A 21,371-nucleotide genomic window follows, 5' to 3' on the forward strand; every position below is an offset into this window, starting at 1 on the left:
TAACGTATAATGTGAAACTTGAATTATGAATGATCGTCAACAACAACGCTTTATTTTGCACGAAAATTTGTGGAAGGTGATGTTTACGCTATCTTGGCCAGCTGTTGTTGGCATGGTGCTATATGGTCTAAACGTAATTGTTGACGCTATTATTGTTGGGCGATACGTTGGAGAATCTGCGTTCGCTGGTATATCTCTCGCGTTTCCATTAACTCAAATTCCTCTTGGTATAGGGCAGCTTATCGGTGGCGGTGCCGGCGCTGTTTTAAGTATCGCTATTGGTTCAAAGTGTCTAGAAACACAAAAAAAAATATTGGGTAATGTAAATATTCTTACCATCACACTCAGTCTAGTGTTTATGGTAGTCGGGCTAATTTTTAGTACTTTGCTTATAAAAATGATGGGCGGAGAAGGAAGAGAGTTGGAGTATGGTGACGCCTACTTTCGATCATGTCTTTACGGTTCAATTTTTTGGGTCGCCGGACTTGCAGGAAATTTAATCGTAAGAGCTGAAGGAAAAATGAAAACGGCAGCCGTAATGATGGGAATAGGGCTTATCGTTAACATTGTTGTCACCTATTTTCTTATAGTGATAGGTAATTGGGGGGTAGAAGGCGCTGCTTTTGGTACTAACGTTGGCATGGCTGTCTATAGCCTTACATTCATAATATATGTGTTAAGAAAAAAGACTTCATTTAATGCTGTACCATTTTCGTTTACTACGGATACATCCATCTTAAAGAGTATATTTTCGAATGGATTTCCGTTATTTATTATGTCAGTCATGATGGTAATACAGGGAATCGTCGTACTGAATGCACTTACTAACTATGGTACAACGGCAGATGTAACATTTTACGGCACGGTATTTAGAATTATGTCTTTTATGATGATGCCGATAATAGGACTGATGCGTTCATTTCAACCTGTAGTTGGAATTAATTATGGCGCCGGATATCACGAACGAGTCGTTCAAAGCCTAAAAATATGGGTAGCTACCGCAACATTATGTATTTTTCCCTTTTGGTTTGTATTAATGGCGTATCCGGAAGTAAGTCTAACGTTGATCATGCCTGATCGACAGTTTTCAAATACTGATATCAGTAATTATAGATACTTCATAGCACCGCTCATTGTTCTCCCGGTCGTATTCATGGGGATGACGTTTTTTCCAGCCATTAATAAAGGCAGGTCTGCCGCCATAATTGGATTGGCAAGACAAGTCATTTTCTTTGTTCCGATAATGTTATTTTTGCCAAAAATATTCGGTGTGGCGTGGGTATATATTGGATCTTGCGGTATAGATATAGTTATTACTCTATGGATGATACTTCTAATCAGTAAAGAAATTAAGAGGTTTAAAGAAACCTCAACTGATGAAGTCCTAGCATAGTAGCGCAGATAAGGAATAGGGTTATGAACTCAATTCACGAAAAGCTTGGGTGATTCACCTTTTTGTTATGCTGAAGAACGAATTTAAAATCTGCTTCTTCGAAGTCCAGGTTTGCGCCGCAATAAGATAATTTTGATGCCAATCTACCAGGGCAGGCCAACGCTAAGGATCTCTCTAAGGGGAACACCATCACTGCGCTAACAAATAAACCTTCTAATATTAATGATAATGATTTACATTGGCGCATATGCAACATGGACAGTTATGGAGAAGAACAGTTTTGAAATCAGCCCCTATTTTACTGCTTACCGCCTTGCCAGGACTCGTTGTGTTACCCGCATGGTCACAAGACGAGGAGCCAATTCAGCTGCCGCTTCTAAAAATTAAGGGAGAGATCCTCTCTAAAACGATTGAAGAAAGTGGCCAGAGTGTGGTTATTTTCGACGAAGAAGAACTTGAAAAGCATACGGAGATTAAATCGGTTAAAGATGCTTTGTCGAAAGCAAACAATGTCACCGATGTAACTGGTACAGGTAAAGCGCCAACCATTAGGGGCGTAGATGGCACCGGCCCTGCCGAAAATGCTAACGCGTTTCTAGCCGGCAGCCGACAACGGATCAATTGGGAGATTGACGGCCGCTCCGCCAATTACAACGAAGTGGTCTTCGGCGATTTTGGGGTTTGGGATTTGGAGAGAATTGAGGTTCTGAGAGGGCCTCAGAGCACGCTTTCAGGTCGTAATTCCATTGCTGGCACCGTCATTGTTGAAACTCGTGACCCAGAACCTGTACGCCAGGCATCGCTGCGCGTGGAAGGCGGCAATAACGAGCACCACCGAGTGTCCGCAATGGTTAACCAACCACTTTCCGATGCATTTTCGTTGCGTGTTACTGGCGATAAATTCGGGCGAGAATCTGAGGTGAGTTATGATGGCTACCCTGAGGCGAAGCATCCTGGCGACATAACGGGCCAGAACGTCCGCGGAAAATTATTGTACGCGCCTCTCTCCAGCAGCACACGTGCTCGCTTGATTGTGACTCGCCATGAATACGAAGGGCCAAACGGCGAGATTGTCGTGTATCCGTTCGATGAAAAGCGTTCAAACGTGCCGGAACAACCTGTTCATGCAACCACCACGCGTACCATCTCAGGGGATTTGACGACCGATCTGACACGGGATCTGGCGTTAGAAATAAACCTGTCGCAGACCGATTCGGAGTTTGAACGCACCCACACCAGTGATGGATCGCCAGCTGGCGTAGAAACCGATGAGAGCGTGTTTGAATCGCGGCTTCGATATCAAATGGCCGGGGGCGGTGAGTGGGTTGCTGGGGCCAGGCTGTACAATGCTGATCAGGACGAATGGATTAATTTCGTTATGAGAAGCACCTTTGAAGATCGGTCGGTAAGCCGAGCATTCTACACTGAGGGCTCAATTCCTATCGGTGACGATTTTGAACTTTCGATGGGAATAAGATACCAGCGAGAACGTCATAAACGCGATGGGGGCAATGACGATCGTTCGTTCATCAATATTACCTCGAAAGAAACCTATCAAACGTGGCTGCCGAAATTCGGTATCAATTATAAATTGGACGAATCACAAATTTATGGTTTTCAGGTCTCTCGAGGATTTAATGCTGGCGGGGCAGGACTGGTATCGGGCGTTCCTGTCGTCAACTACGAGTACGATTCTGAATATGTAACATCGTATGAATTGTACGGCAGACAACAATGGTTTGATGGTGACTTGAGCGTTAGCGAAAATATATTCTATTCTCGCTACAAAGATATGCAGTTGCCCTTTGACCTGACACCAGAGGATAACCGAGATGAAGCGTTTGTCGTTCGAAATGCTGAGGGCGTTGTCACGCAAGGTGTTGAAGTGGATTTGCGCTGGCAACTGAACAACTCTATTGCTCTCAACGGTGGTATCGGTCTGCTGGATACAGAAATTACAGACTATTCTGATTCCGGCCTGGAAGGTAACGAATTGTTTATGGCTCCGAAGGCAACAATGAGTCTCGGCACGGACATTACGTTTAACAAACTTGTGTTTAACGCCAATGCTCGCTATAGCGATGGTTGGTATACCAGCATTAATAATCGACCTGACGGTAAGACTGACGCCAGAGTGATCGTCGATACCAGCGCAACTTATCAAATTCGCCCTGAAATTAAAGTATATATTGGGGTAAGCAACTTATTTGACGACGATAATGAAGTCGCGATTTATCCTGGAGCCACCAGCTCGGTCGACGATGATACGGCGGTATTGACTCAGCCTCGCACAGTGCTTGGTGGTGTGACGCTCGAGTTCTAGTTCTATGGTCGTCTGGAACTTATATTTACCCAACGGCTTAATCGGTCGTATGAATCCAGCGGATGATTGGTTTGACGCTCTATCGTGTCGTTATTTTCGAAGTAAATCTACAGGGGGTTAAGCATGTCGGTCATCCATCACGAAGATTCTCTCTGGCCGATAGCGATGATTCTCGCATCGGGCGAGCCGACCTTGGAACACCACCTAAAGTCTCTTGAACACTGGGATGAGTGGTTTTCCCGGCCAACCCAATTTCATGTCATTCGATATTTTCACGACAGCGATTCTCTTCATAATCCTAAAAAAGTGGGAAAGATCACCCGGGAATGGATGGAAAAGGGGGCGGGGCAGGCGATCAAAGATAGAGTTCTCTCTATGCATATCATCGTGCCTGAGTCCGATTTTCCGAGAATGAAAAAAATGAGTGTGCAAGCGGCTTTCGGTATTCCTGGAGGGATCGTTTCTTCCATCGACGCCGCTTTACAGGCGCTGAGCCAGTGCGCCAATCAGCAGAGCAAGAAGCCGGTCAACAATGTGATGGCAGTACGCGATTTCTTGCAGGGCTTTCAGTAGTTCGGTCTGCTAGTTACGAGCATCGTTATGTCTTGGATGAACAACCAAGACATAACGATGATATTTAACGTTTGCTCATTTTCGTCTTGCAATGATTTCCGTGTTTCCTACTATCAACGCATCGCGCTCTACCAAGAGCTTCAAGCATTCATCAATCAACTGATCAACGTCGTTTCCAAGAATACGAGTTTGTGCCGCAAAGGCAGCGGAGCGGAGTGCGCGCTTTAATTTTTCAGGTGTTTCTCCTCCAGAAACCATCATATGCTCTTGTGCGGATAAAATTTCGTAACCACAGTTTTCAAGCAGAGCTCTAACATTCTCCACTGGATGCTGATGCATTGCCAGAGGTGCAGACTTTAGGCGCTCTGACCAGTGGGGACGGTCAAAAACTTCCTGAATCGTGTCTTTTAAACGAAAACCTGCAAGTTCGGGTTGGCCGCAACTCCATTGCAAAACCAGATGTCCTCCCGGTTTTACGGCATTTGCCATTTGAGTCAAGAGTGGCGCGGCATCGCTCAACCAGTGAATCATCCAAAAACTAGTAACTAAATCAAATGTCTCTAATGGCAATTGTAATGTCGCCGCATCTCCTGCATGGGCTTCGACCGTTAATCCTTTACAGCGATCACGAGTCGCCTCAATCATGGATTCTGAAACATCCTGGGCATAAACCTGCCAGCCCTGCAAAGCCATGGCTTCCGCCATTTTACCACTGCCGCAACCGATGTCGGCTGACCGTCCACCAGCAGGCGGCTGCCATAAATTCGCAGAAGTCAGCGCAGCGCTTGCCGCTGTAAACTGGCCATCGTTGCCTGCATCATATTCATCTGCCGACCAATGAGGAGGCGACTTGGTTTGTTCTTGGTTTACGTTCTCTCTGAAAGCTGAATTACTCATATACGCTATGCTCCTGCAAGTAAGTGATTGGAACGATGTTGTTGTATCTGCCGGATCAACTGTTGACGGGCTACCTTACCCACGGCCGTCAGGGGAATTTGGTCCACTATTTCAATGGTGTCTGGCAACATGAAGCGAGCCACTTCCAGCTCCATTAAAAATGTGCGCAGCTTCATTAAATCTGGAGGACACGTTCCTGGTGTTTTTTTGACGACAATTGCGGCGCACGTCTGCTCTCCTAACGATTCACTAGGGAGGCCAACTATGGCAACGTCGTCTACGTCTGGGTGCGTAATAATCAGAGATTCTAGCGTTTCGACTGGAACAGTTTCGGCGCCTCGTCGGATCACCTCTTTGACGCGCCCCTCTACGACTAAATGGCCGCTACGAAGTTGTCGTACTTGATCGCCGCTGCGATAAAATCCATCGTCACTGAAGGACTTTCTATTGGCGGCATCTTCTCTATAGTATCCGCGCAACGTATAGGGACCGCGTGTCCACAGTTCACCGCGTTGCCCTTGGGGAACGGGATGACCATCATCTCCGACAACCAGGATTTCATCCCTCTGGCATAGGGGGCGACCCTGAGAGCTATGCACGAGAAGTGTAGGGTCGTTAGCGCGAGTGAAATTCAGTAATCCTTCAGCCATCCCAAACACTTGTTGCAATTCACAGCCAAGCTCAGGTTTCACGCGCTTGGCGGAATGTGACGCAAGTTTAGCCCCTCCCGCTTGTAACAGTCGTAAACTGCTGGGCGGCGGAGTGACCAAATCTGCGTATTCCAGCCAGGCTGAGACAAGTGGCGGCACCAGGGCTGTAACCGTTGCGCCACTGCGTTCGATACACTGAAACGCCGTTTCAGGACTGGGAGAAGGGCACATAACGATTTTGGAACCGGCAGCGAGCGCCCCCAAAATACCTGGGCACGCGAGTGGAAAGTTATGGGCAGCCGGTAACGCCACGAGATAGCCGTCATTTTTGCTGAGTTCACAAACCTCTGCGCTCGATTTAGCATTAAATATGTAATCTCGATGGGTGCGCGGAATTAACTTGGGAATTCCTGTAGATCCTCCGGAACAAAGCAATAATGCAATGCCTGCCGGATCGATATCGCACCCAGGCATAGGAGATGACGAATCGAGTACACTTTGAGAAGCCAGTAAAGATTGTAAACTGAGGTGAGAGCGTGTTTGTGTTACATCAATGATTCTATGCGAAACTTCAGGCAGATGTTCTTGGAGATAATCTGCCATTGACACTATGTCTGTACCTCCGTCGGCGGAGCTAGCGAACCACGCTTTAGCCTTCGTTAATTTAGCAAATCGCGCGATCTCTCTACGACCGTGGGCCGGTAGCGCCATCACAGGAATGACACCAATCTGTATAAGCGCAAAAAATACCAGTAAAAACCCCAAGTCATTTCCCATCTGCATGATGGCTTTGTCTCCAGAGCAAAGCCCCAGCGACAGAAAGCTCATGGCAAGACGGCGACTTTGTGAATCTATCTCTAAGCCCGACAGTGTTAGCCAGTGTTGTCCGTTTATTCCCGGGCCTTCAAATAACTCGATATCATTGGTTTCTTGAAGTTGCGTTGCTATCCATTCTGCGAGATTTTGATCACCCCAGAGGCCCTCATCGACGTATTGTTTGGCGATCTCTTCTGGCCAGGGGGTAAGACCGTCAAAGTGAGGATGTGAGTCTTTCATGCTTGTGTTTCCTCTAAGCTGGCTAAAAGGGTCTCGTCATCCATGGATAAAATCTCACAGTAAATTTCCGCTGTTTGATTCAGCTCCACCGGATCGCCAGAGTCTTCAATCGACGCTGCCAGTCCGGCGATACTCGGCGCACTGAACAGATCTTTCATGTCTAAAGCATCAACCCCAAAGACCTCTCGCAATTGGGTGACCAGATTGCCAGCTAAGACGGAGTCACCGCCTGCCGCAAATATATTTCTGTTCACATTGTTTGAATGGTCACCTGTAACTTCCGCCCAGATTGACGCTACGACAGTTTCGATGGCACTGTTGGGGCTCCGAATCGTCTCGCAATCGGCGCGTTGGGTGGACATATCATGAAGCGGGACTTCTCGCGTCGAGAAAGTCCGATTTTCAGGCAATCGATCTGCGAGTGCCTGGTGCCATAGCTCGTCATCAGCTGCCAATTCTTGAACGGTGTTTTTAAAATAGAGGAACATTTCATCGAGTACGCCATCGATGAAGGCATCCTCTCGGCAATCCCAGTTCATGAGAATGCCACCATTGAGTTCTGTTACCTGGGTATCCAATAAAACCTGGGGGCCTTGAGAGATTATCCATATGGGATCGCCGAAAACTCTTCGAACACTGTCATGGAATAATTCGCCCAGATTTAACGCGCTGGTAAACACAATCGGAGCAATGACTTGACGACCTTTTAATCGACCGAGATCACGCAATACCTGTACGCCGTTGTAGTCAGCGTGGGCAGCACACTCGTGCAGTTCTGCTTGAATGATTTTTGCTCGGCGAACAAATGGAAGAGCGACAGTCATATCGACTGGCAGCATTACAGAACTGCTAAAGTCTCCCACAATATTGGATAAATTCTGAGATCCTTGTGGCCGCAAAAAGAGGGGAACGTTGATTAAAAATTCTGGTTGCTTGCTCCAACCCGCCAGTGTTTCTGCGAGGACTGTTGCCAGTACTGATGCTGGCGTGAGTCCATGTCGGCGGGCTTTGTCGTAGAGTGCATCTTTTAGCGAGTCTACAAACTGAAAGTGTCGACGCTGGGTTACGGGATGATCTCCGAAGGTGGATTTCAACGGCAGTTCAGGTCCCTCGGGAAGTGATTCCAAACGCTGTTGCCACCAAACACCAGAGGATTGCTCTACGGATTTCCAGCGTCGATCCATATGTATCCGGCAGTCGCGGTAGCTGATAGGCAGTTCAGGCAGGGGATATTCAGGGTCTTCGCAAAGCTGAGCGAGCTCCTTCAGGAGAGTGCGGTAGCTGACGGCATCTGCGGCCATCATATCAATATCCAAATGAAGTCGATGATGATCATTGGGCATCAGGCTGATGGCTATCGTCATCACGGTGCCGTTATCGACATCCAGAATTTGTGTCGACCAGTCCCTTCGCAATTCGGAAAGATTTTCCTGTAAAGCATCATCGCTAATTTTTCGCCAATCATTAACGATCAGCTTAGTCACTACGGGCGATTCTAGGTGCTGCTGTTTACCATCCGCATTAACGGTAAGCCGTAGTGACGCGTGACGTTGTAGAAGCTGAGATAACGCTTTGGATAGGCGTTCGGACTGCAGCGGTGTCGCTGTCGCTGAGGACGATTGAAATTCACAGTAGAGATGGGCTGAAACACCTCCTAAAGGTTGTCTGGCATCTCTTCCTAGCCAATAGGCATATTGCATGGGCGCTAATGGAAAAGGAGCAGATTGTTTTGCCAATGGGGCTGCAACAATCTCTTCCTTTGACCGAAGAGTCGACACAATTTTCGCATTACCATTGTTCAGTAGTGCGGCCCAATCATTCGCAGTAGGTGTTTTTGCTAAGCTGGAAAAATTAACCTCGTGTCCTAGGCTCTGCCAGTATGCGACCAAAGCCATTAGGGTAATGGAATCCAATCCGGCGGCGAATAAATCAGTATCTGCTTCAAGCTGATCACAGGGTGTGCCTGTTTTATTGCTTACCAACTCTAAGATGTGACTGATCAGAGAGGTTTTTGGGGTGGTGCGGTCCGTCATTCCAGATTCTCCTTATTAATTGGTGCGATCTGTGCAGGAAGTGAGCCTAGGTGCGGCAACCTTGCTCTTTTTGGCCTTTAAACGCGCTTTAAATAATTCGGTGCGTCTTTGATTCACATGACTGTTTAAACGTTCTTGCCATTGCCTTAGAAGAGTTGCTTGGTCTAATTTCCCATTTACCGTCAACGGAAGAGTGTCAATATACAGACTGTCTGAAGGCAAGCATTGAGGGGGAAGTTGTTGGGCTAAGAACAGTCTAAGTTCCGCAGTTGTAAGAAGGGGACTTGAACATGCCTGCTCAGCTATTAGAAACGCCAGTAATCCCGTTTTAATCATTCCAGGTTGTTCTGGAGTAGCAATCACAACGCATTGTGCTATCGAAGGATGACGGGAGATTGTCGCTTCGATTTCGCTTGGATCAATACGGAAGCCGCGTATTTTAAGTTGGCGGTCGGCTCTCCCCAGGTAAAACAAGTGACCATTTTTCCTGACAGCAAGGTCGCCAGAGCGGTACATGCGGCGGCCTTTATCAAAAGGATTGGCGACAAAACGACTGGCAGTCAAATCTGGTCGGTTTAAATAGCCCACCGCTAATTGTTCGCCAGATACATACATCTCACCAACGACACCATCATTTACTGGTTTCAAACTGTCGTTAAGGAGGTGTAGCTGGAGGCTTGTCAGCGGTTCACCAATTGGGCTACCTGCCAGATTCAAATAGTCCGGCGTCAATTCGAGCCAGGTGACATGAACGGTAGTTTCTGTAATACCGTACATATTGATGAGTCGAGGTGTGTTGAAGGGATAACACGACCTCCATCGCTTTATTTCTTCTAGATTGAGCGCTTCACCGCCAAAAATTACGGCCTTCACGGGAAGCTTTTCTGGAAAATTATTCTCCAGCTCCCAGTGACTCAGACGATAGAATGCTGATGGTGTTTGATTGAGAATGGTTACCCCTTCCTGGCGTAAAAGTCTTGCAAAGTGTTCGACAGACCAAGCGGTGTCTTTTGGAATCAAGCAAAGCTTTGCGCCGGTGGTAAGTGCCCCCCATAGCTCCCATACGGAAAAATCGAACGCGAGTGAATGGAATAAACTCCATACATCACTGTGATCTACTTGCAGTTGAGGAATGACCGCGTCCAGCAACTCACAAACCTGTCGATGACCGACCATGACACCTTTAGGCTTGCCGGTCGATCCTGAAGTAAAAATAATATACGCGCTGTTGGTGGCAGTCGCCGAGGGCAGACTCGCTGGTTTGGCTGTACCAGAGCTGCAAAGAGCTTCTCTGGTTACAGGATCATCCATTAATAGCACATTTGGTAATGGCGAAATTGCCGTTGCTGTATCAAATAGACTTTTATATTTTTCTCTATGGCTAATGAGAATTGCCGCTTGACTGGCTTCTAATAACCACAAAATACGTTCTCGAGGATAGTCCGTATCGATAGGTAGATAACATCCGCCGACTTTTGTAACGGCAATAATCTGTGCAACGACCTCGATGCCCCTAGGTAACAATAACGCAACGACCTGGCCGGATTTTACGCCTCTGCGCAAAAGCAATTGTGCATATTGGTTTGCCAGTTCGTCAAGTTGTAGGTATGTAAGCTGGCGACTTTCGTACGATATAGCAACGCGGTGTGGGTGCGCTTTTGCTTGTCGTTCAAAGCGTCCATGAAGTGAGCTCTGCTCAGATAAACAGTGTTTTAGAGCCATTACGACGCTTCCCCGTGAGGAACATCAACCATTTGTTCTGCATCCAACAGTGACGCTGGTCGCAGATCTAACCAGTTTTCCTGAAGCCATTCCATACATTTGTGTCGCGGCATCGCTTCGATTTTTACATCCCAACCCTGGGGAACGGCAAGCGCTTGCGGCCAGATAGAATATTGTCGATCTTCGTTCTGTAGAATGAGAAAGTAAGCGGACTCGTTATCGAACAGGTTGTTGCTCATGAAAAGCCTCCTCTGTCATTTTGGTTGGTTCGCGTGGATATAAGTTGTGTGGGTTGCTGGGTTCCGTCAAGATTGCAGTTACTTGGGACAAAATTTCCGTAAACTTTATAAGGTACTGTTCCGCCTGCGCTCGGGTGAAACACCCAGGGTCATAACAGAGCCGTAGAAAGGGATACTGGTCAGATTGATCCGGGTATACAAATAACCCAACAGACTGCGCTATGGAATCTTGCCAGTTTTTGCTAAGAATTTTAGGGGTTTTAGGTTCCGCATCCAGATCTCCAGCAAGCCCATTCTCGATAACCAGCAAGCTGTCTGATAGATCTCCAAATTCTCGCACCTTGTCCAGATTTTGCCATTGAACTGGCGGAAGTGATTGCCATTCAAGTTGAGCGTCTTGAAGCGTGCGAACTTGTCGAAGTAGTTGTACCCGGTTTTCTTGGGCCACGGATACGGGTGACAGCCGTATAGGAACCAACTGGGTAACCAGGCCAACGGCAGACTCTATTGCCGGTATCAGCAGGGACCTACCGGATTCAAACATACCAAAGACAACATCCTGCTGGTGACTGATGTCCCGAATGGTTGCCCCCCAAGCCCATTGATACAGTGCTGCCGGCATAATATTGTGTTTTTTTAACGTGTGTATTAACGCATCTATATCCTGTTTGGAAATGTCGCCCGTTAGATCGAGTGTTGGTGTGGGGACGGTTCTTTTAGGAGCCAGAATCGTGGGGCTTCTTAAACTTTCTAAAACGTTATTCCAGTAGGCTGCTATTGGTTTGCTGGGCTGATTTTGGAGCCACGTTAGATATTGAATCCACCCTGAGTGGGAGGCAGTCTCTATTTTCGGAACACCTTTCCCCGCGGGTAAGAGCCAGTCTTTCATGATAATTGGGACCGACCAGCCATCGAGGAGTAGGTGATGGCAGTTAATTAATAAACACCAGCGATGCGTTTGCAAACGAATGGCCATAAATCGCAACAGATTTGGTTTGCTAATATCGAAAGGCTGATTGAACCAACGCTGTTTAATCTCAGTTAGTTTTAAAGACTGTTCCGGCACAGTCAGGAAGGACAAGTCGGCGTCTTGCCAATCCGCGGTCACGTGATTTTGGTTTTTAGGCGACAAAAAATAGCTCAGATCGTATTCGGCCAAAAAGCCGCTTCTTAAGACTGGGTGTTTGCGGATGAGTGCATCAGCACTATGCTTTAAATAATCTGCGGTGAGCGGAGAATCTTCTGTTGATTCCACCCACATCTCAAGTTGACTGGTCCAGGGATCTGCCGAACCTTTATCTGGTTTACCACTGTGCTTGAGCATTTGGTGTTGCAGTGGCGTCACGCGCCGAATGAAACGCTCTTCACAAAAGCGCGTTATTTTTTCTAGTAAGGTCGCCAAGTTACTAAAAAGTATCTTGAGATGTTCCTCTGAGTCTTGACTTGCGGGTGAAATCGCTTCAAAAATCAGCTGCCGATTCTGTCCTGCCGATAGGATATAGGCGTTGATATTTATGTCATGTAACAGCGGCCAGTGTGTACTACAGGCGTGCGGTATCAAATCTAGGCGAGGAGTCATATGCCAGTCCGCCGTATTCGAGCCGTCGTGGATTTCCCCCAGAAAATTAAAATTAATGCTCCTAACCTGATCTTCAAATTGAAAATTTAGATCAGTACCTGCCTGCGCTATTTGCCCTTGGATATCATTATGAGCGCTGATCAGTTCATCGATCAGTGCTGGTAACACCTCGTCATCAAATTTTCCGTCAATAGCGCGATATATTTCTCTTGCGAACCAGCCAATGGTACGAGAGAGGTCCTGTTCATTTGCTTTAGCGTCACGTCCATGGTGTTCGATCGTTATCAATACCGGCGTTGATTTTTGACAAGGATCAGATTTACTAAGCGCGATACCAGCTAACACCGGTAATATTGTACCCATTGGAACTCCAATGGTTTCTTGAAGCTGTAGAGTCTGTCGGCTGAGTCCTTCTGCGATCGGGTACTGACAGAGAGTGATATTTGCCAATGTGCCTTTCACGGAATGATTAAACGATCTATCCAATGCATTCTCATTGATTTTTTGCGTTTCTCTAGCCCAGGTAGACCACGCGGTTGGAATAGGGGGCAGCGTTATCTGGCATTGGTTCTGCCACGCCTGCCAAGCCATTGCGAGATCCCCAACCAGTATGTGCCAGGAGCTGGCATCAATCGCCAAATGATGGATCGCAAGCCTAAGATTCCCTCCGCTAGTAGCTTTATCTTCAAAATTTGGCTTAATCCATGCCGCCGACAGCATAGATCCTTGCTCAGGAGAGAGTTTTTGACAAAGTGTTTTCGCTAAGCTTTGCGCCTCGATTAGATCATCTTTTTCGGGCGGCTCTACGCACAAGATATCGATGGATGAATTCAACTCCGTCGGAATCAGTTGGTATTGATCGGAATCGCCCTTCTGTAATCGACAGGTTAGAATTGAGTGACGTTCAATAACGGCATTAAGTATCGTCTCCAGTGCGGCTAGATCGATACCCGAGGGCAATTTGACGTCAGTTATTTGGGCAAAACGCTGCAAAGGTGTCTCTGCACAAAGATAATGGTTCATCATCTCTGTGACCGGCGCGCAGAGCCTATCACCGACGTCATGCATTTTTGAAGAGCGGGGCGATGTTGTCTGCGTTTCAAGTAACTCAGCAAGTCTCGATACGGTCCGATGATCAAATACTTGCCGAGCAGAGAGGACGATTTCTTCACGACGGGCACGGCTGACAAGTTTAACCACAGAAATACTGTCGCCACCGAGATCAAAGAATTCATCGTCTATGGTTATGGTTTCGACCCCAAGAACCTCGCTCATTAAGCGACAAAGGCGTTTCTGTAACGGGGTAGTTGGCTCTCTTCCTTTCCGTTTACTAAGCTCGTCCGGTACCTGGAGTGCCTGTCGATTAATTTTTCCGTTGGGTAGTCTGGGTAAGGTTTTTACAGGTATGAACGCTTGCGGTTGCATGTGTGCTGGCAAATTTGAGCGACAGACCTGCCTCCATGAATCTTGTTCGAGTTGATGTGACTCGACAAAACAGAATAATTGCGTTCCTGTTTCCATTGTCTGAGCGATGACCGCACAGGGAAGTCTGATTAATTTTTCGATGTTTGCCTCGACATCGAGGGGCTCAACTCTAAACCCACGAATTTTAACTTGATCGTCCATTCGGCCAAGATACTGCATCATTCCATTGGCAAGCCATTTAACTCTATCCCCAGTCCGGTATAGTCGTGTTCCTGGCTTACCATGGGGATTGGCAACAAATTGGCTAGCGGTAAGATCACCGCGCTTTAGGTAACCTCTGGCAAGACCTCTACCGGCGATTGCGAGTTCGCCGGCGACCCCGGGCGCGGCCATTTGTAAGCAATGGTCTAAAACCAGTGCTTGCGCTCCAGCGACAGGGCGTCCAATGTTTGCAGGATCCTCTGCGTGTGCTTTAGCGATCATGGCATCTACGGTGGCTTCAGTTGGTCCGTACAGATTAAAGCAAGCTGTTGATGGGAGCTCGGTGAGTTCCTTCCATAGCAACGGTTTGACGGACTCGCCGCCAAAACCCAAAAGCGCAGGAATGTGTGGTGGTAAAAATCTGCCTTGATCGTCGGTTAGTCCAGATTTCAGCCAAGGAAGAACTTCGTTGAGTAAACCAGGCGTTAATTCGATAAAGTCGAGACGGCGTTTTAAAATCTCTACGGCCAAGGCGATTGGATCTTGCATCACTTCCGTGCTAAAAAGATGAATTTGATGACCTTCAAACAACCAGAGTGTTGGCTGCCAGGCCGCATCAAACGCTAATGACCAAGCATGGCCAACATTAAACTGTCGATCCTCCGTGTTGTTGAGCACCTCTTGGTATAGGTCTTGGCGGTGACTCGCGAGAAGGTTTACCATTGCTTTGTGAGTAACGACGACACCTTTAGGTTGGCCACTGGAGCCAGAGGTAAAAACAATACAAATAGGGTGATAGGAACGCAAAAACGCGACTCTGTCCTTTTGTTGTAAATTTCTAGAGATCAGGCCTTTTTCTTGCGCAGAGATTTCAGCTTCTTGCAAAATTGTGAGCGGGATATCTCTACTGAGATTATCAAATATCCCAGAGGATGAACCATCGACGAAAAGCAGTTCTGGCTTTGCCAGATCAAGTACTCTTTGGATATAGTCAACGGGATAATCTGGATCAATTGGGATAAATGCGGCTCCGCACTTTAGTGTCGCTAGCATAGCTACGTACCAATCTGTAGTTCTTGGCAGAGCAATGGCGACTTTATTCTCAGGCCCTAAATGTTGTGAACACAGCCAATGGGCAAGACGGTTTGCACGTGAATTGAGTTGGTCAAAAGTGGGCGGCTTGTATGATTTAAAATCTGCCGTGCTATTTTCTGGCGCGTTTACAAGCGCTATTCGATCCGGATATCGAGAAACGGTGTCTTCAAACCAATCTGTCAGGTTATTCGCTGTTGCTGGCAGAGGGTCTCTAGTTCCCCACTGATGGAGTAAAGGCGTTTCTTCTGGTAAAAGCAGACTTAATTGCGCCAACGGACGATCCGGAAACTGCAGGCAGTCCGATAGGATCCGTTTTAAACGTCTAACATGAGCAGGAATGGTCTCTGGCCGGTAAAGAGACGTTCGCCAAGTCGCCTGGAGTTGAAGATGTCCGTCTTTCAACAGAGCATCAAAAGATAGGTCAGTTTGCGATGTACCGTTGAAGAACTTTTCCCAGGATACATCCAGGCCATCCATCGTTGGGGCATCCATTCCCTGGCTCAAAAACGTAACCATTGTATCCAGTAGTGGATTTTTATCCGCGCCTCGAGGAATCTGTAGATGCTCTAGCAAGTGCTCAAAAGGAACCTCGGCATTTGCTAGTGCTGATCGACAACGCTCTGCGCAATGGGTTAAAAGATGATTAAAACTCTGGCGATTATCGACGAAAATCCGCAAAGGGATAACATTTCCAAAGTTACCAATGAGTTGATTAAGTTCAGGGAGCATTCTGTGGGATGCCACCGTACCGATAGTCACTTCATCCGCGTGACTTAATCGGGTCATCAGTACTGCTATCGCCGCAATAACGACTTCGAAAACAGTGAGTTGATGTCTTTCTGCAAGAGTAATGAGGGAAGCCGTTGTTGCTTCATTCAATTGGTCGCTGTACCAACTACCGGACTCGCTAAGCGGTACTGGACGTTCGAAATCCGCAGGGAAATCTAAAGCTTCCGGTAGTGGGGTCAATACCTTTTCCCAAAAAGCCAGTTGCTCTTCGCGTTTTTCTGAGGGGGCATTCCAATATTTACGATGCCAATTAGCGAAATCCTGGTACTGGGTCGGTAGTGGAGCGCGTGTATCTCTCTCGCCCCGGACTTGTTGGTTGTAAACTTCCGCCAGCTCCTTGGCAAATATGCCGAACGAAGGACCGTCCCATACAATATGTTGTCCAACCATGATTAGGGCATGATGATCCTGTTGTAGCTTTACGAGCTGTAAACGTAGGGTGGTACAACGACTGAGATCGAACGCATCAGTACTGGCCTTAAGTGCTAGCTGTTCAAATCGATGTTTTTTCTCTGCATCGATATGGCTTGATAAGTCTGCTGTCGACCATTCTGGAGGAAGCTCTTCTGACAACTTTTGTCTGGCATGACCATGTTCGTTGATACTGTATAGGACATGGAAAATATGGTGTCTTTGGCAGAGCTTATGTGCGCTGAACTGTAACGCAGCCGCGTTGATAAATCCTTTTAAATGCCAGATAACACAGACATTGTAGGCTGATGCCGCTGGATCTAGCTGGTGTAAAAACCACATGCGTTCTTGAGCATAGGAAAGCGGAAAATCCTTTGAATGAGCGTCTACAGATTGCTCAAGTAGGATGGGCGCAGCATTCGTATGTGTAGACGTTTTGATTCCCCTACGAGAGGCAATCTGCGCCAACATCTTTCGCTTCATTTCTGCTGACATTCAAAAATCCCTTTTTTTCCAAATAAGAATAATTTACATTAGCATTATCAATATTATGTAACAAGCCTTAAAACCATTAGAACATTCGACGATCAAAATAATGGAGTACGAAACATGACGACTGAGACAGTAGAGCCGGAAGTTACTTATCCGACCCATTACCCAGCAGATCAACAGCTTGCTTACTATCGTGCAGCCGCGTTAGCTGAAAGCAAAATCTTCAACAGCTATATGGTTTACGAAAAAGAGGGAGAGTGTTGGTTTGGAGGCGGCACTATTCGCTCGCTGACAGTATTTAATGATCGCTTAGAGGTTTACGAAGGCGGCAACGTTACCGTAAAAGCACTGCATGGTCGTGATTTATGTTTGGCCATTGCGACGGAGCTTCAGTCTTGGAGCGGCCGCTGGCAGGTCTGTGGATGGGCATGTTTCGAATTTGCTCAAGCATTGCAATCGCCAGAGCTTCTCACTGAATCTGAAAAAGCAGGGCAGACTCCATTAATGTTTTTGAGCCAGCCAGAATTATCCGTTTCTTTGAATGCAGAGACCTTTATGATGGAAACGACCGATGTGGCTTTGCAAAAACAAGTATCGGACGTTTTATCGCAGGTGCCTGATTATTCGAATTTTTCATCTGCGGGCGTAACGATTTCTGGAAGTGAAGACTATAAGCATGCTGTTATTGAGTCGGTTAGTGCAATCAACTCTGGGGAATTGGACAAGGTTATATTGTCACGAAAATTGCCTTTAGATTTTACTCCCGATTTTGTTTCAACATGGCTATATGGACGCCAAAACAATGATCCTTCACGATCGTTTTTACTCAACTTAGGTGGATGGGAAACCGTTGGGTTTAGTCCGGAAATCGTACTTTCTGTCGATGAGAGAGGGCAGGTTACGACTGAACCTCTGGCAGGAACACGCCGTCGAGATGGACTTCCAGAAGAAGATCTGACCCGTTTTAATGAATTATATAGCGACGCGAAAGAAACCCATGAACACGCAATATCAGTGAGGTTATCCTTCAATGAAATGGCTGCGGTCTGTGAACCCTCGACGATTTCCGTGCGACAGTTTATGGAGCGTAAGGAACGTGGTTCAGTTCAACATCTAGCCTCTACCGTATGTGGTGAATTAAGACAGGATAAAACTCCGTGGGACGCATTTGCAGCCCTTTTTCCTTCTGTTACGGCGTCGGGTATTCCAAAGACTGCCGCCTTTACGGAAATTCGGAAACGCGAATTGAGCAGCCGAGGGATATATGCCGGTGCGATTCTACGATTAGATCATTCTGGTGCAATGGATGCTGCATTGGTTCTTAGGAGTATGTATGGCAAGGATGGTGCTTATTGGTTGCAAGCAGGTGCAGGCATAGTAGGGGAGTCGATAGCAGAGCGTGAACTGACCGAGACCGTAGAAAAGCTCAGCAGCATAGCACCTTGGGTCGTCAAAAAAAAATAACCGTCGGATAGCGAGTAGTGTGTTAATCCTCTTATATCGCTGCGTATATTCTTTTAACGTCGTAATGAATCCCCTTGTTACTTTAGGAGTCTCCCATGAAAGCAATGGTTGGTCAGAGAAGTTTTGACCTACTCGGAGTCGGCTGTGGTCCTTCGAATCTGGCGCTAGCCATAGCGCTTGAAGAGCAACAAAAAGAAAACGGAATACTACAGACTTGCTTTTTTGAAAAGCAGGCTAAATACCGGTGGCACGGCAATACGATTACGCCTCAAAGTGAGCTTCAGGTATCCTTTCTAAAAGATCTGGTAACCTTACGTAATCCGACCAGCCCGTACTCCTTTATTAATTTTTTGCACCAGCACAAGCGGCTATCGGATTTTATTAATCTCAGTACGTTTTATCCCAGCCGACAAGAATTCAATCAGTATCTCTCTTGGGTTGCCGAGTCATTTTCTCAACGGATTCGTTACGGCACAGAAGTTACAGATGTTGAACCTATAAAGGGGCCGGATGGCATCCGTACGTTGGCCGTTCATACGAAACACACCGACGGCACAAGCAGTATCACTGAAACTCGTTCTTTGGTTGTCGCAGCCGGCGGAACTCCTAACATTCCAGAGTTGTTCAAGCCATATCGACACGATCAAAGAATTTTTCATCACAGTCAATATCTTGAGTCTTTGGATCAGGTATCTGAGCATATAAAGGGAAATGCTCGCATTGCAATTGTCGGAGGAGGGCAGAGTGCTGCAGAAGCCTTTGTAGATCTAAATGATCGGTTCCCCGGATGCCACCTCGATTTGATCGTACGCAGTTTTGCAATCAAGCCAGCGGATTCTAGTGCGTTTGTTAATACGATATTTGATCCCCAGGTGATCGACGTAATGTTTGCAAAAACAGCTGGAGAGCGATCGGACCTACTTTCTGAATATCGCCATACCAACTATGCGGCAGTAGACGAAATACTGATTGAACAAATTAATAACATTCTCTATCAGCAAAAGGTATCGGGGATAGCGCGTCATCAGTATCGATCTTCTACGGAAATACAGGAGATTTCAGCCGGAGACGGCGGTATAGATCTACTGTTGCACAATTCGGCAACAGGGAGTGTAGATAAACAGACCTATGATCTTGTGATTCTTGCTACCGGTTATCAAAGAAACGCCCATCGAAAACTACTGAGCTCTTTGAATGGATATCTTGGGAAATATGAAGTCGATCGTCGCTACCGTGTAAAGGCTGACCCGGAGTTCCAGGTTCCCATTTACTTACAGGGATACTGTGAGGACAGCCATGGTTTGAGTGATACGCTACTGTCGATGCTGGCCATTCGGTCGGAAGAAATTGTCACGGACTTGCACAGGAGTCTGTCGCTATTGAAAGCAATTAATTAATGGCATTCGGCAATTCCACGACGGTTTTTTTCCGAGATAATTTTCAGGCGAGTAGCTCCGACTCATTGTGGCCAGAGACTCAATTATCGACAGTGCAATTTACTACGTCACTGGAAGAGGATTTGAATTTATCCGGATATGGCATTGATATACCTCCAATACTCGATACAGCCGTTGTAAAACGTCGAGCCGAATTCGTCGCCGGTCGGATTTGCGCTCGTCATGCGTTGTATCAATTACTGTCGATTGATACTGTGCCTGAAATCGGGGCATCTGGCCAACCAGTGTGGCCTTTAAATGTCACGGGATCCATCAGCCACTGCGCCGGAATTGCAGTCGCGGCGGTATCAAGTCTACGTGACTATCAATCTCTTGGAATAGACATAGAAAATGTTCTCGACGTGCAGAATGCTGACAATTTGATGGATCTTGTGATGACGCGGGGTGAGCAGCAAAGGTGGTTGCCCTCGAATGATTTCCATCCTGCTTTGGTAGCGTCTCTGATTTTTTCTTTGAAAGAAAGCGTTTTCAAGGCTTTATTTCCAATAACTGAAACTCATTTCTATTTTAATGATGCAGAGGTTATTCACTTGGATCCAAACGGACAAGCAACAATTTGCCTAACGGTTGATTTAAGTGGCAATTGGATTAAAGGCAGTCTACTAACAGGTCGATTCTCTTTTTTCAGGCATAGAATACTGACAATGGTTGCTGTTGAGGCTTAAAAAAAGTAATGGTACTCCTACATTTAGAATCTCACCGGACAACTGAATAGCGATGCGGTTTATCGAGCCTCGGGAGGCTCGATAAACTATAGATTTCGAGCATTGATAGCTTCATAGCGTCGGATTTAGCTTTTCAGTAAAGCAATCCTACTCATAAACATCGTTCCAACCATACCGTATTTCGCCTCTTGGATACGAATCGATATAGTCTAGCCGGTGGTCAGTACCTTTTCCGTTTCCTCCCAGCTCCGATGACCGGTCCATTGGCTTTTCAAGTAAGCCGTCTGTTCTGGATACAGTTTATGCCCTGAAAGGTAGAAGTACTCAAATCGATTCGGAACGAAGGGTACCGCAATCAGAGACATTCCAGCCTGCTCAGGAGTACGTCCACCTTTCACGTTGTTGCATCGCCGGCAGGCGGTAGCAACATTCATCCAGTGGTCTTCTCCACCTTGAACCTTTGGCACAATATGATCTCTGGTCAGGTGTGCCTTCATAAATACCTGTCCACAATACAGACACTGATTACCGTCTCGGCGGAATAGAGTCCGATTCGTCAAACAAGGTACGAATTGCTTTTCCCGACAGACGCCTCTCGTTGCAATAATCGCAGGTACATCTAGCAACGAGCGTTTTCCCGAACGAGAAACACCTCCGCGCAGGGTTGTAGCGACGTTGCCCAATGACCAGGAGACTTGTCCCTTAACGATCAGTGTGGCGGCTGCCGTGTAGCTGAGCCATGCTGATGGATTTCCTTGAGCGGATAATTGCAACACGGTCATTTTTTCACTCCTTAATTAGTGGGGATAGCGGATATCGAAGTTGCCGCTAATGGCGTTAAAATCCGTTGCTCTATCCAGTTGAGCGATATCCCCAAACGATCGATAAGCTTATTGAGGTCGTTTGA

General features: G+C 46.9%; 13 protein-coding genes. 6 read left to right on the forward strand and 7 right to left on the reverse strand.

The genetic code is table 11. From position 1 onward, the window contains the following. Window positions 1–25: 25 nt before the first annotated feature. The 3 genes from ACXAFR_RS22255 to ACXAFR_RS22265 all read left to right on the forward strand — a co-directional run bounded on the left by ACXAFR_RS22255 (window position 26) and on the right by ACXAFR_RS22265 (window position 4,289). The gene (locus ACXAFR_RS22255) at window positions 26–1,393 is read left to right on the forward strand and encodes an MATE family efflux transporter (protein ID WP_475181117.1); all 1,368 of its coding nucleotides are present in this window, start codon (window positions 26–28) and stop codon (window positions 1,391–1,393) included. A 280-nt stretch (window positions 1,394–1,673) separates the two neighbouring features. Beyond that, window positions 1,674–3,716, forward strand: coding sequence for a TonB-dependent receptor (locus ACXAFR_RS22260; RefSeq protein ID WP_475181119.1), 2,043 nt, complete (start codon window positions 1,674–1,676; stop codon window positions 3,714–3,716). Between the two features lie 123 nt (window positions 3,717–3,839). Continuing rightward, window positions 3,840–4,289, forward strand: coding sequence for a hypothetical protein (locus ACXAFR_RS22265; RefSeq protein WP_475181123.1), 450 nt, complete (start codon window positions 3,840–3,842; stop codon window positions 4,287–4,289). Between the two features lie 75 nt (window positions 4,290–4,364). Here ACXAFR_RS22265 and ACXAFR_RS22270 read toward each other — a convergent pair whose 3' ends face one another. Genes ACXAFR_RS22270 through ACXAFR_RS22295 form a run of 6 tightly spaced genes read right to left on the reverse strand, consistent with a single transcriptional unit; the run spans window position 4,365 to window position 16,881 of the window. Beyond that, window positions 4,365–5,186, reverse strand: a complete 822-nt coding sequence (locus ACXAFR_RS22270; protein WP_475181124.1) for a class I SAM-dependent methyltransferase — start codon at window positions 5,184–5,186, stop codon at window positions 4,365–4,367. Between the two features lie 5 nt (window positions 5,187–5,191). Continuing rightward, window positions 5,192–6,892, reverse strand: coding sequence for a (2,3-dihydroxybenzoyl)adenylate synthase (locus ACXAFR_RS22275; RefSeq protein WP_475181127.1), 1,701 nt, complete (start codon window positions 6,890–6,892; stop codon window positions 5,192–5,194). Continuing rightward, window positions 6,889–8,925, reverse strand: a complete 2,037-nt coding sequence (locus tag ACXAFR_RS22280; RefSeq protein WP_475181128.1) for a condensation domain-containing protein — start codon at window positions 8,923–8,925, stop codon at window positions 6,889–6,891. Before ACXAFR_RS22280 ends, ACXAFR_RS22275 begins: the two co-directional genes overlap by 4 nt. 15 nt (window positions 8,926–8,940) lie before the next feature. Continuing rightward, window positions 8,941–10,647 carry a non-ribosomal peptide synthetase gene (locus tag ACXAFR_RS22285; RefSeq protein WP_475181130.1) on the reverse strand — a complete coding sequence of 569 codons (1,707 nt, stop codon included), beginning with the start codon at window positions 10,645–10,647 and terminating at the stop codon, window positions 8,941–8,943. Beyond that, window positions 10,647–10,886 (reverse strand): MbtH family protein, encoded by a 240-nt coding sequence (locus ACXAFR_RS22290; protein ID WP_475181131.1) that lies wholly within the window; start codon window positions 10,884–10,886, stop codon window positions 10,647–10,649. Before ACXAFR_RS22290 ends, ACXAFR_RS22285 begins: the two co-directional genes overlap by 1 nt. Then, a complete protein-coding gene (locus ACXAFR_RS22295; RefSeq protein ID WP_475181132.1) occupies window positions 10,864–16,881 on the reverse strand; it encodes an amino acid adenylation domain-containing protein in 6,018 nt (2,005 codons plus the stop codon). Before ACXAFR_RS22295 ends, ACXAFR_RS22290 begins: the two co-directional genes overlap by 23 nt. Window positions 16,882–16,995: 114 nt before the next feature. Between ACXAFR_RS22295 and ACXAFR_RS22300 the strand changes: the two genes are divergently transcribed. The 3 genes from ACXAFR_RS22300 to ACXAFR_RS22310 all read left to right on the forward strand — a co-directional run bounded on the left by ACXAFR_RS22300 (window position 16,996) and on the right by ACXAFR_RS22310 (window position 20,464). After that, window positions 16,996–18,342, forward strand: a complete 1,347-nt coding sequence (locus ACXAFR_RS22300; protein ID WP_475181134.1) for a salicylate synthase — start codon at window positions 16,996–16,998, stop codon at window positions 18,340–18,342. A 95-nt stretch (window positions 18,343–18,437) separates the two neighbouring features. Further along, complete coding sequence (locus ACXAFR_RS22305; RefSeq protein WP_475181136.1) at window positions 18,438–19,739, forward strand: lysine N(6)-hydroxylase/L-ornithine N(5)-oxygenase family protein; 1,302 nt, start codon at window positions 18,438–18,440, stop codon at window positions 19,737–19,739. Between the two features lie 122 nt (window positions 19,740–19,861). Beyond that, a complete protein-coding gene (locus tag ACXAFR_RS22310) occupies window positions 19,862–20,464 on the forward strand; it encodes a 4'-phosphopantetheinyl transferase family protein (protein ID WP_475181138.1) in 603 nt (200 codons plus the stop codon). 209 nt (window positions 20,465–20,673) lie between these two features. Here ACXAFR_RS22310 and ACXAFR_RS22315 read toward each other — a convergent pair whose 3' ends face one another. Next, on the reverse strand, window positions 20,674–21,246 hold the full coding sequence (locus ACXAFR_RS22315) for an HNH endonuclease (RefSeq protein ID WP_475181139.1): 573 nt from the start codon (window positions 21,244–21,246) through the stop codon (window positions 20,674–20,676). Window positions 21,247–21,371 lie beyond the last annotated feature (125 nt).

The organism is Pseudomaricurvus sp. ABR4_320, from assembly GCF_056159445.1.

Bases quoted from the DNA above. Each gene is read 5' to 3' on its own strand.
- ACXAFR_RS22255 (WP_475181117.1), top strand. From the start codon at position 26: ATGAATGATCGTCAACAACAACGCTTTATTTTGCACGAAAATTTGTGG.
- ACXAFR_RS22265 (WP_475181123.1), top strand. From the start codon at position 3,840: ATGTCGGTCATCCATCACGAAGATTCTCTCTGGCCGATAGCGATGATT.
- ACXAFR_RS22270 (WP_475181124.1), bottom strand. From the start codon at position 5,186: ATGAGTAATTCAGCTTTCAGAGAGAACGTAAACCAAGAACAAACCAAG.
- ACXAFR_RS22275 (WP_475181127.1), bottom strand. From the start codon at position 6,892: ATGAAAGACTCACATCCTCACTTTGACGGTCTTACCCCCTGGCCAGAA.
- ACXAFR_RS22280 (WP_475181128.1), bottom strand. From the start codon at position 8,925: ATGACGGACCGCACCACCCCAAAAACCTCTCTGATCAGTCACATCTTA.
- ACXAFR_RS22285 (WP_475181130.1), bottom strand. From the start codon at position 10,647: ATGGCTCTAAAACACTGTTTATCTGAGCAGAGCTCACTTCATGGACGC.
- ACXAFR_RS22290 (WP_475181131.1), bottom strand. From the start codon at position 10,886: ATGAGCAACAACCTGTTCGATAACGAGTCCGCTTACTTTCTCATTCTA.
- ACXAFR_RS22295 (WP_475181132.1), bottom strand. From the start codon at position 16,881: ATGTCAGCAGAAATGAAGCGAAAGATGTTGGCGCAGATTGCCTCTCGT.
- ACXAFR_RS22300 (WP_475181134.1), top strand. From the start codon at position 16,996: ATGACGACTGAGACAGTAGAGCCGGAAGTTACTTATCCGACCCATTAC.
- ACXAFR_RS22305 (WP_475181136.1), top strand. From the start codon at position 18,438: ATGAAAGCAATGGTTGGTCAGAGAAGTTTTGACCTACTCGGAGTCGGC.
- ACXAFR_RS22315 (WP_475181139.1), bottom strand. From the start codon at position 21,246: ATGACCGTGTTGCAATTATCCGCTCAAGGAAATCCATCAGCATGGCTC.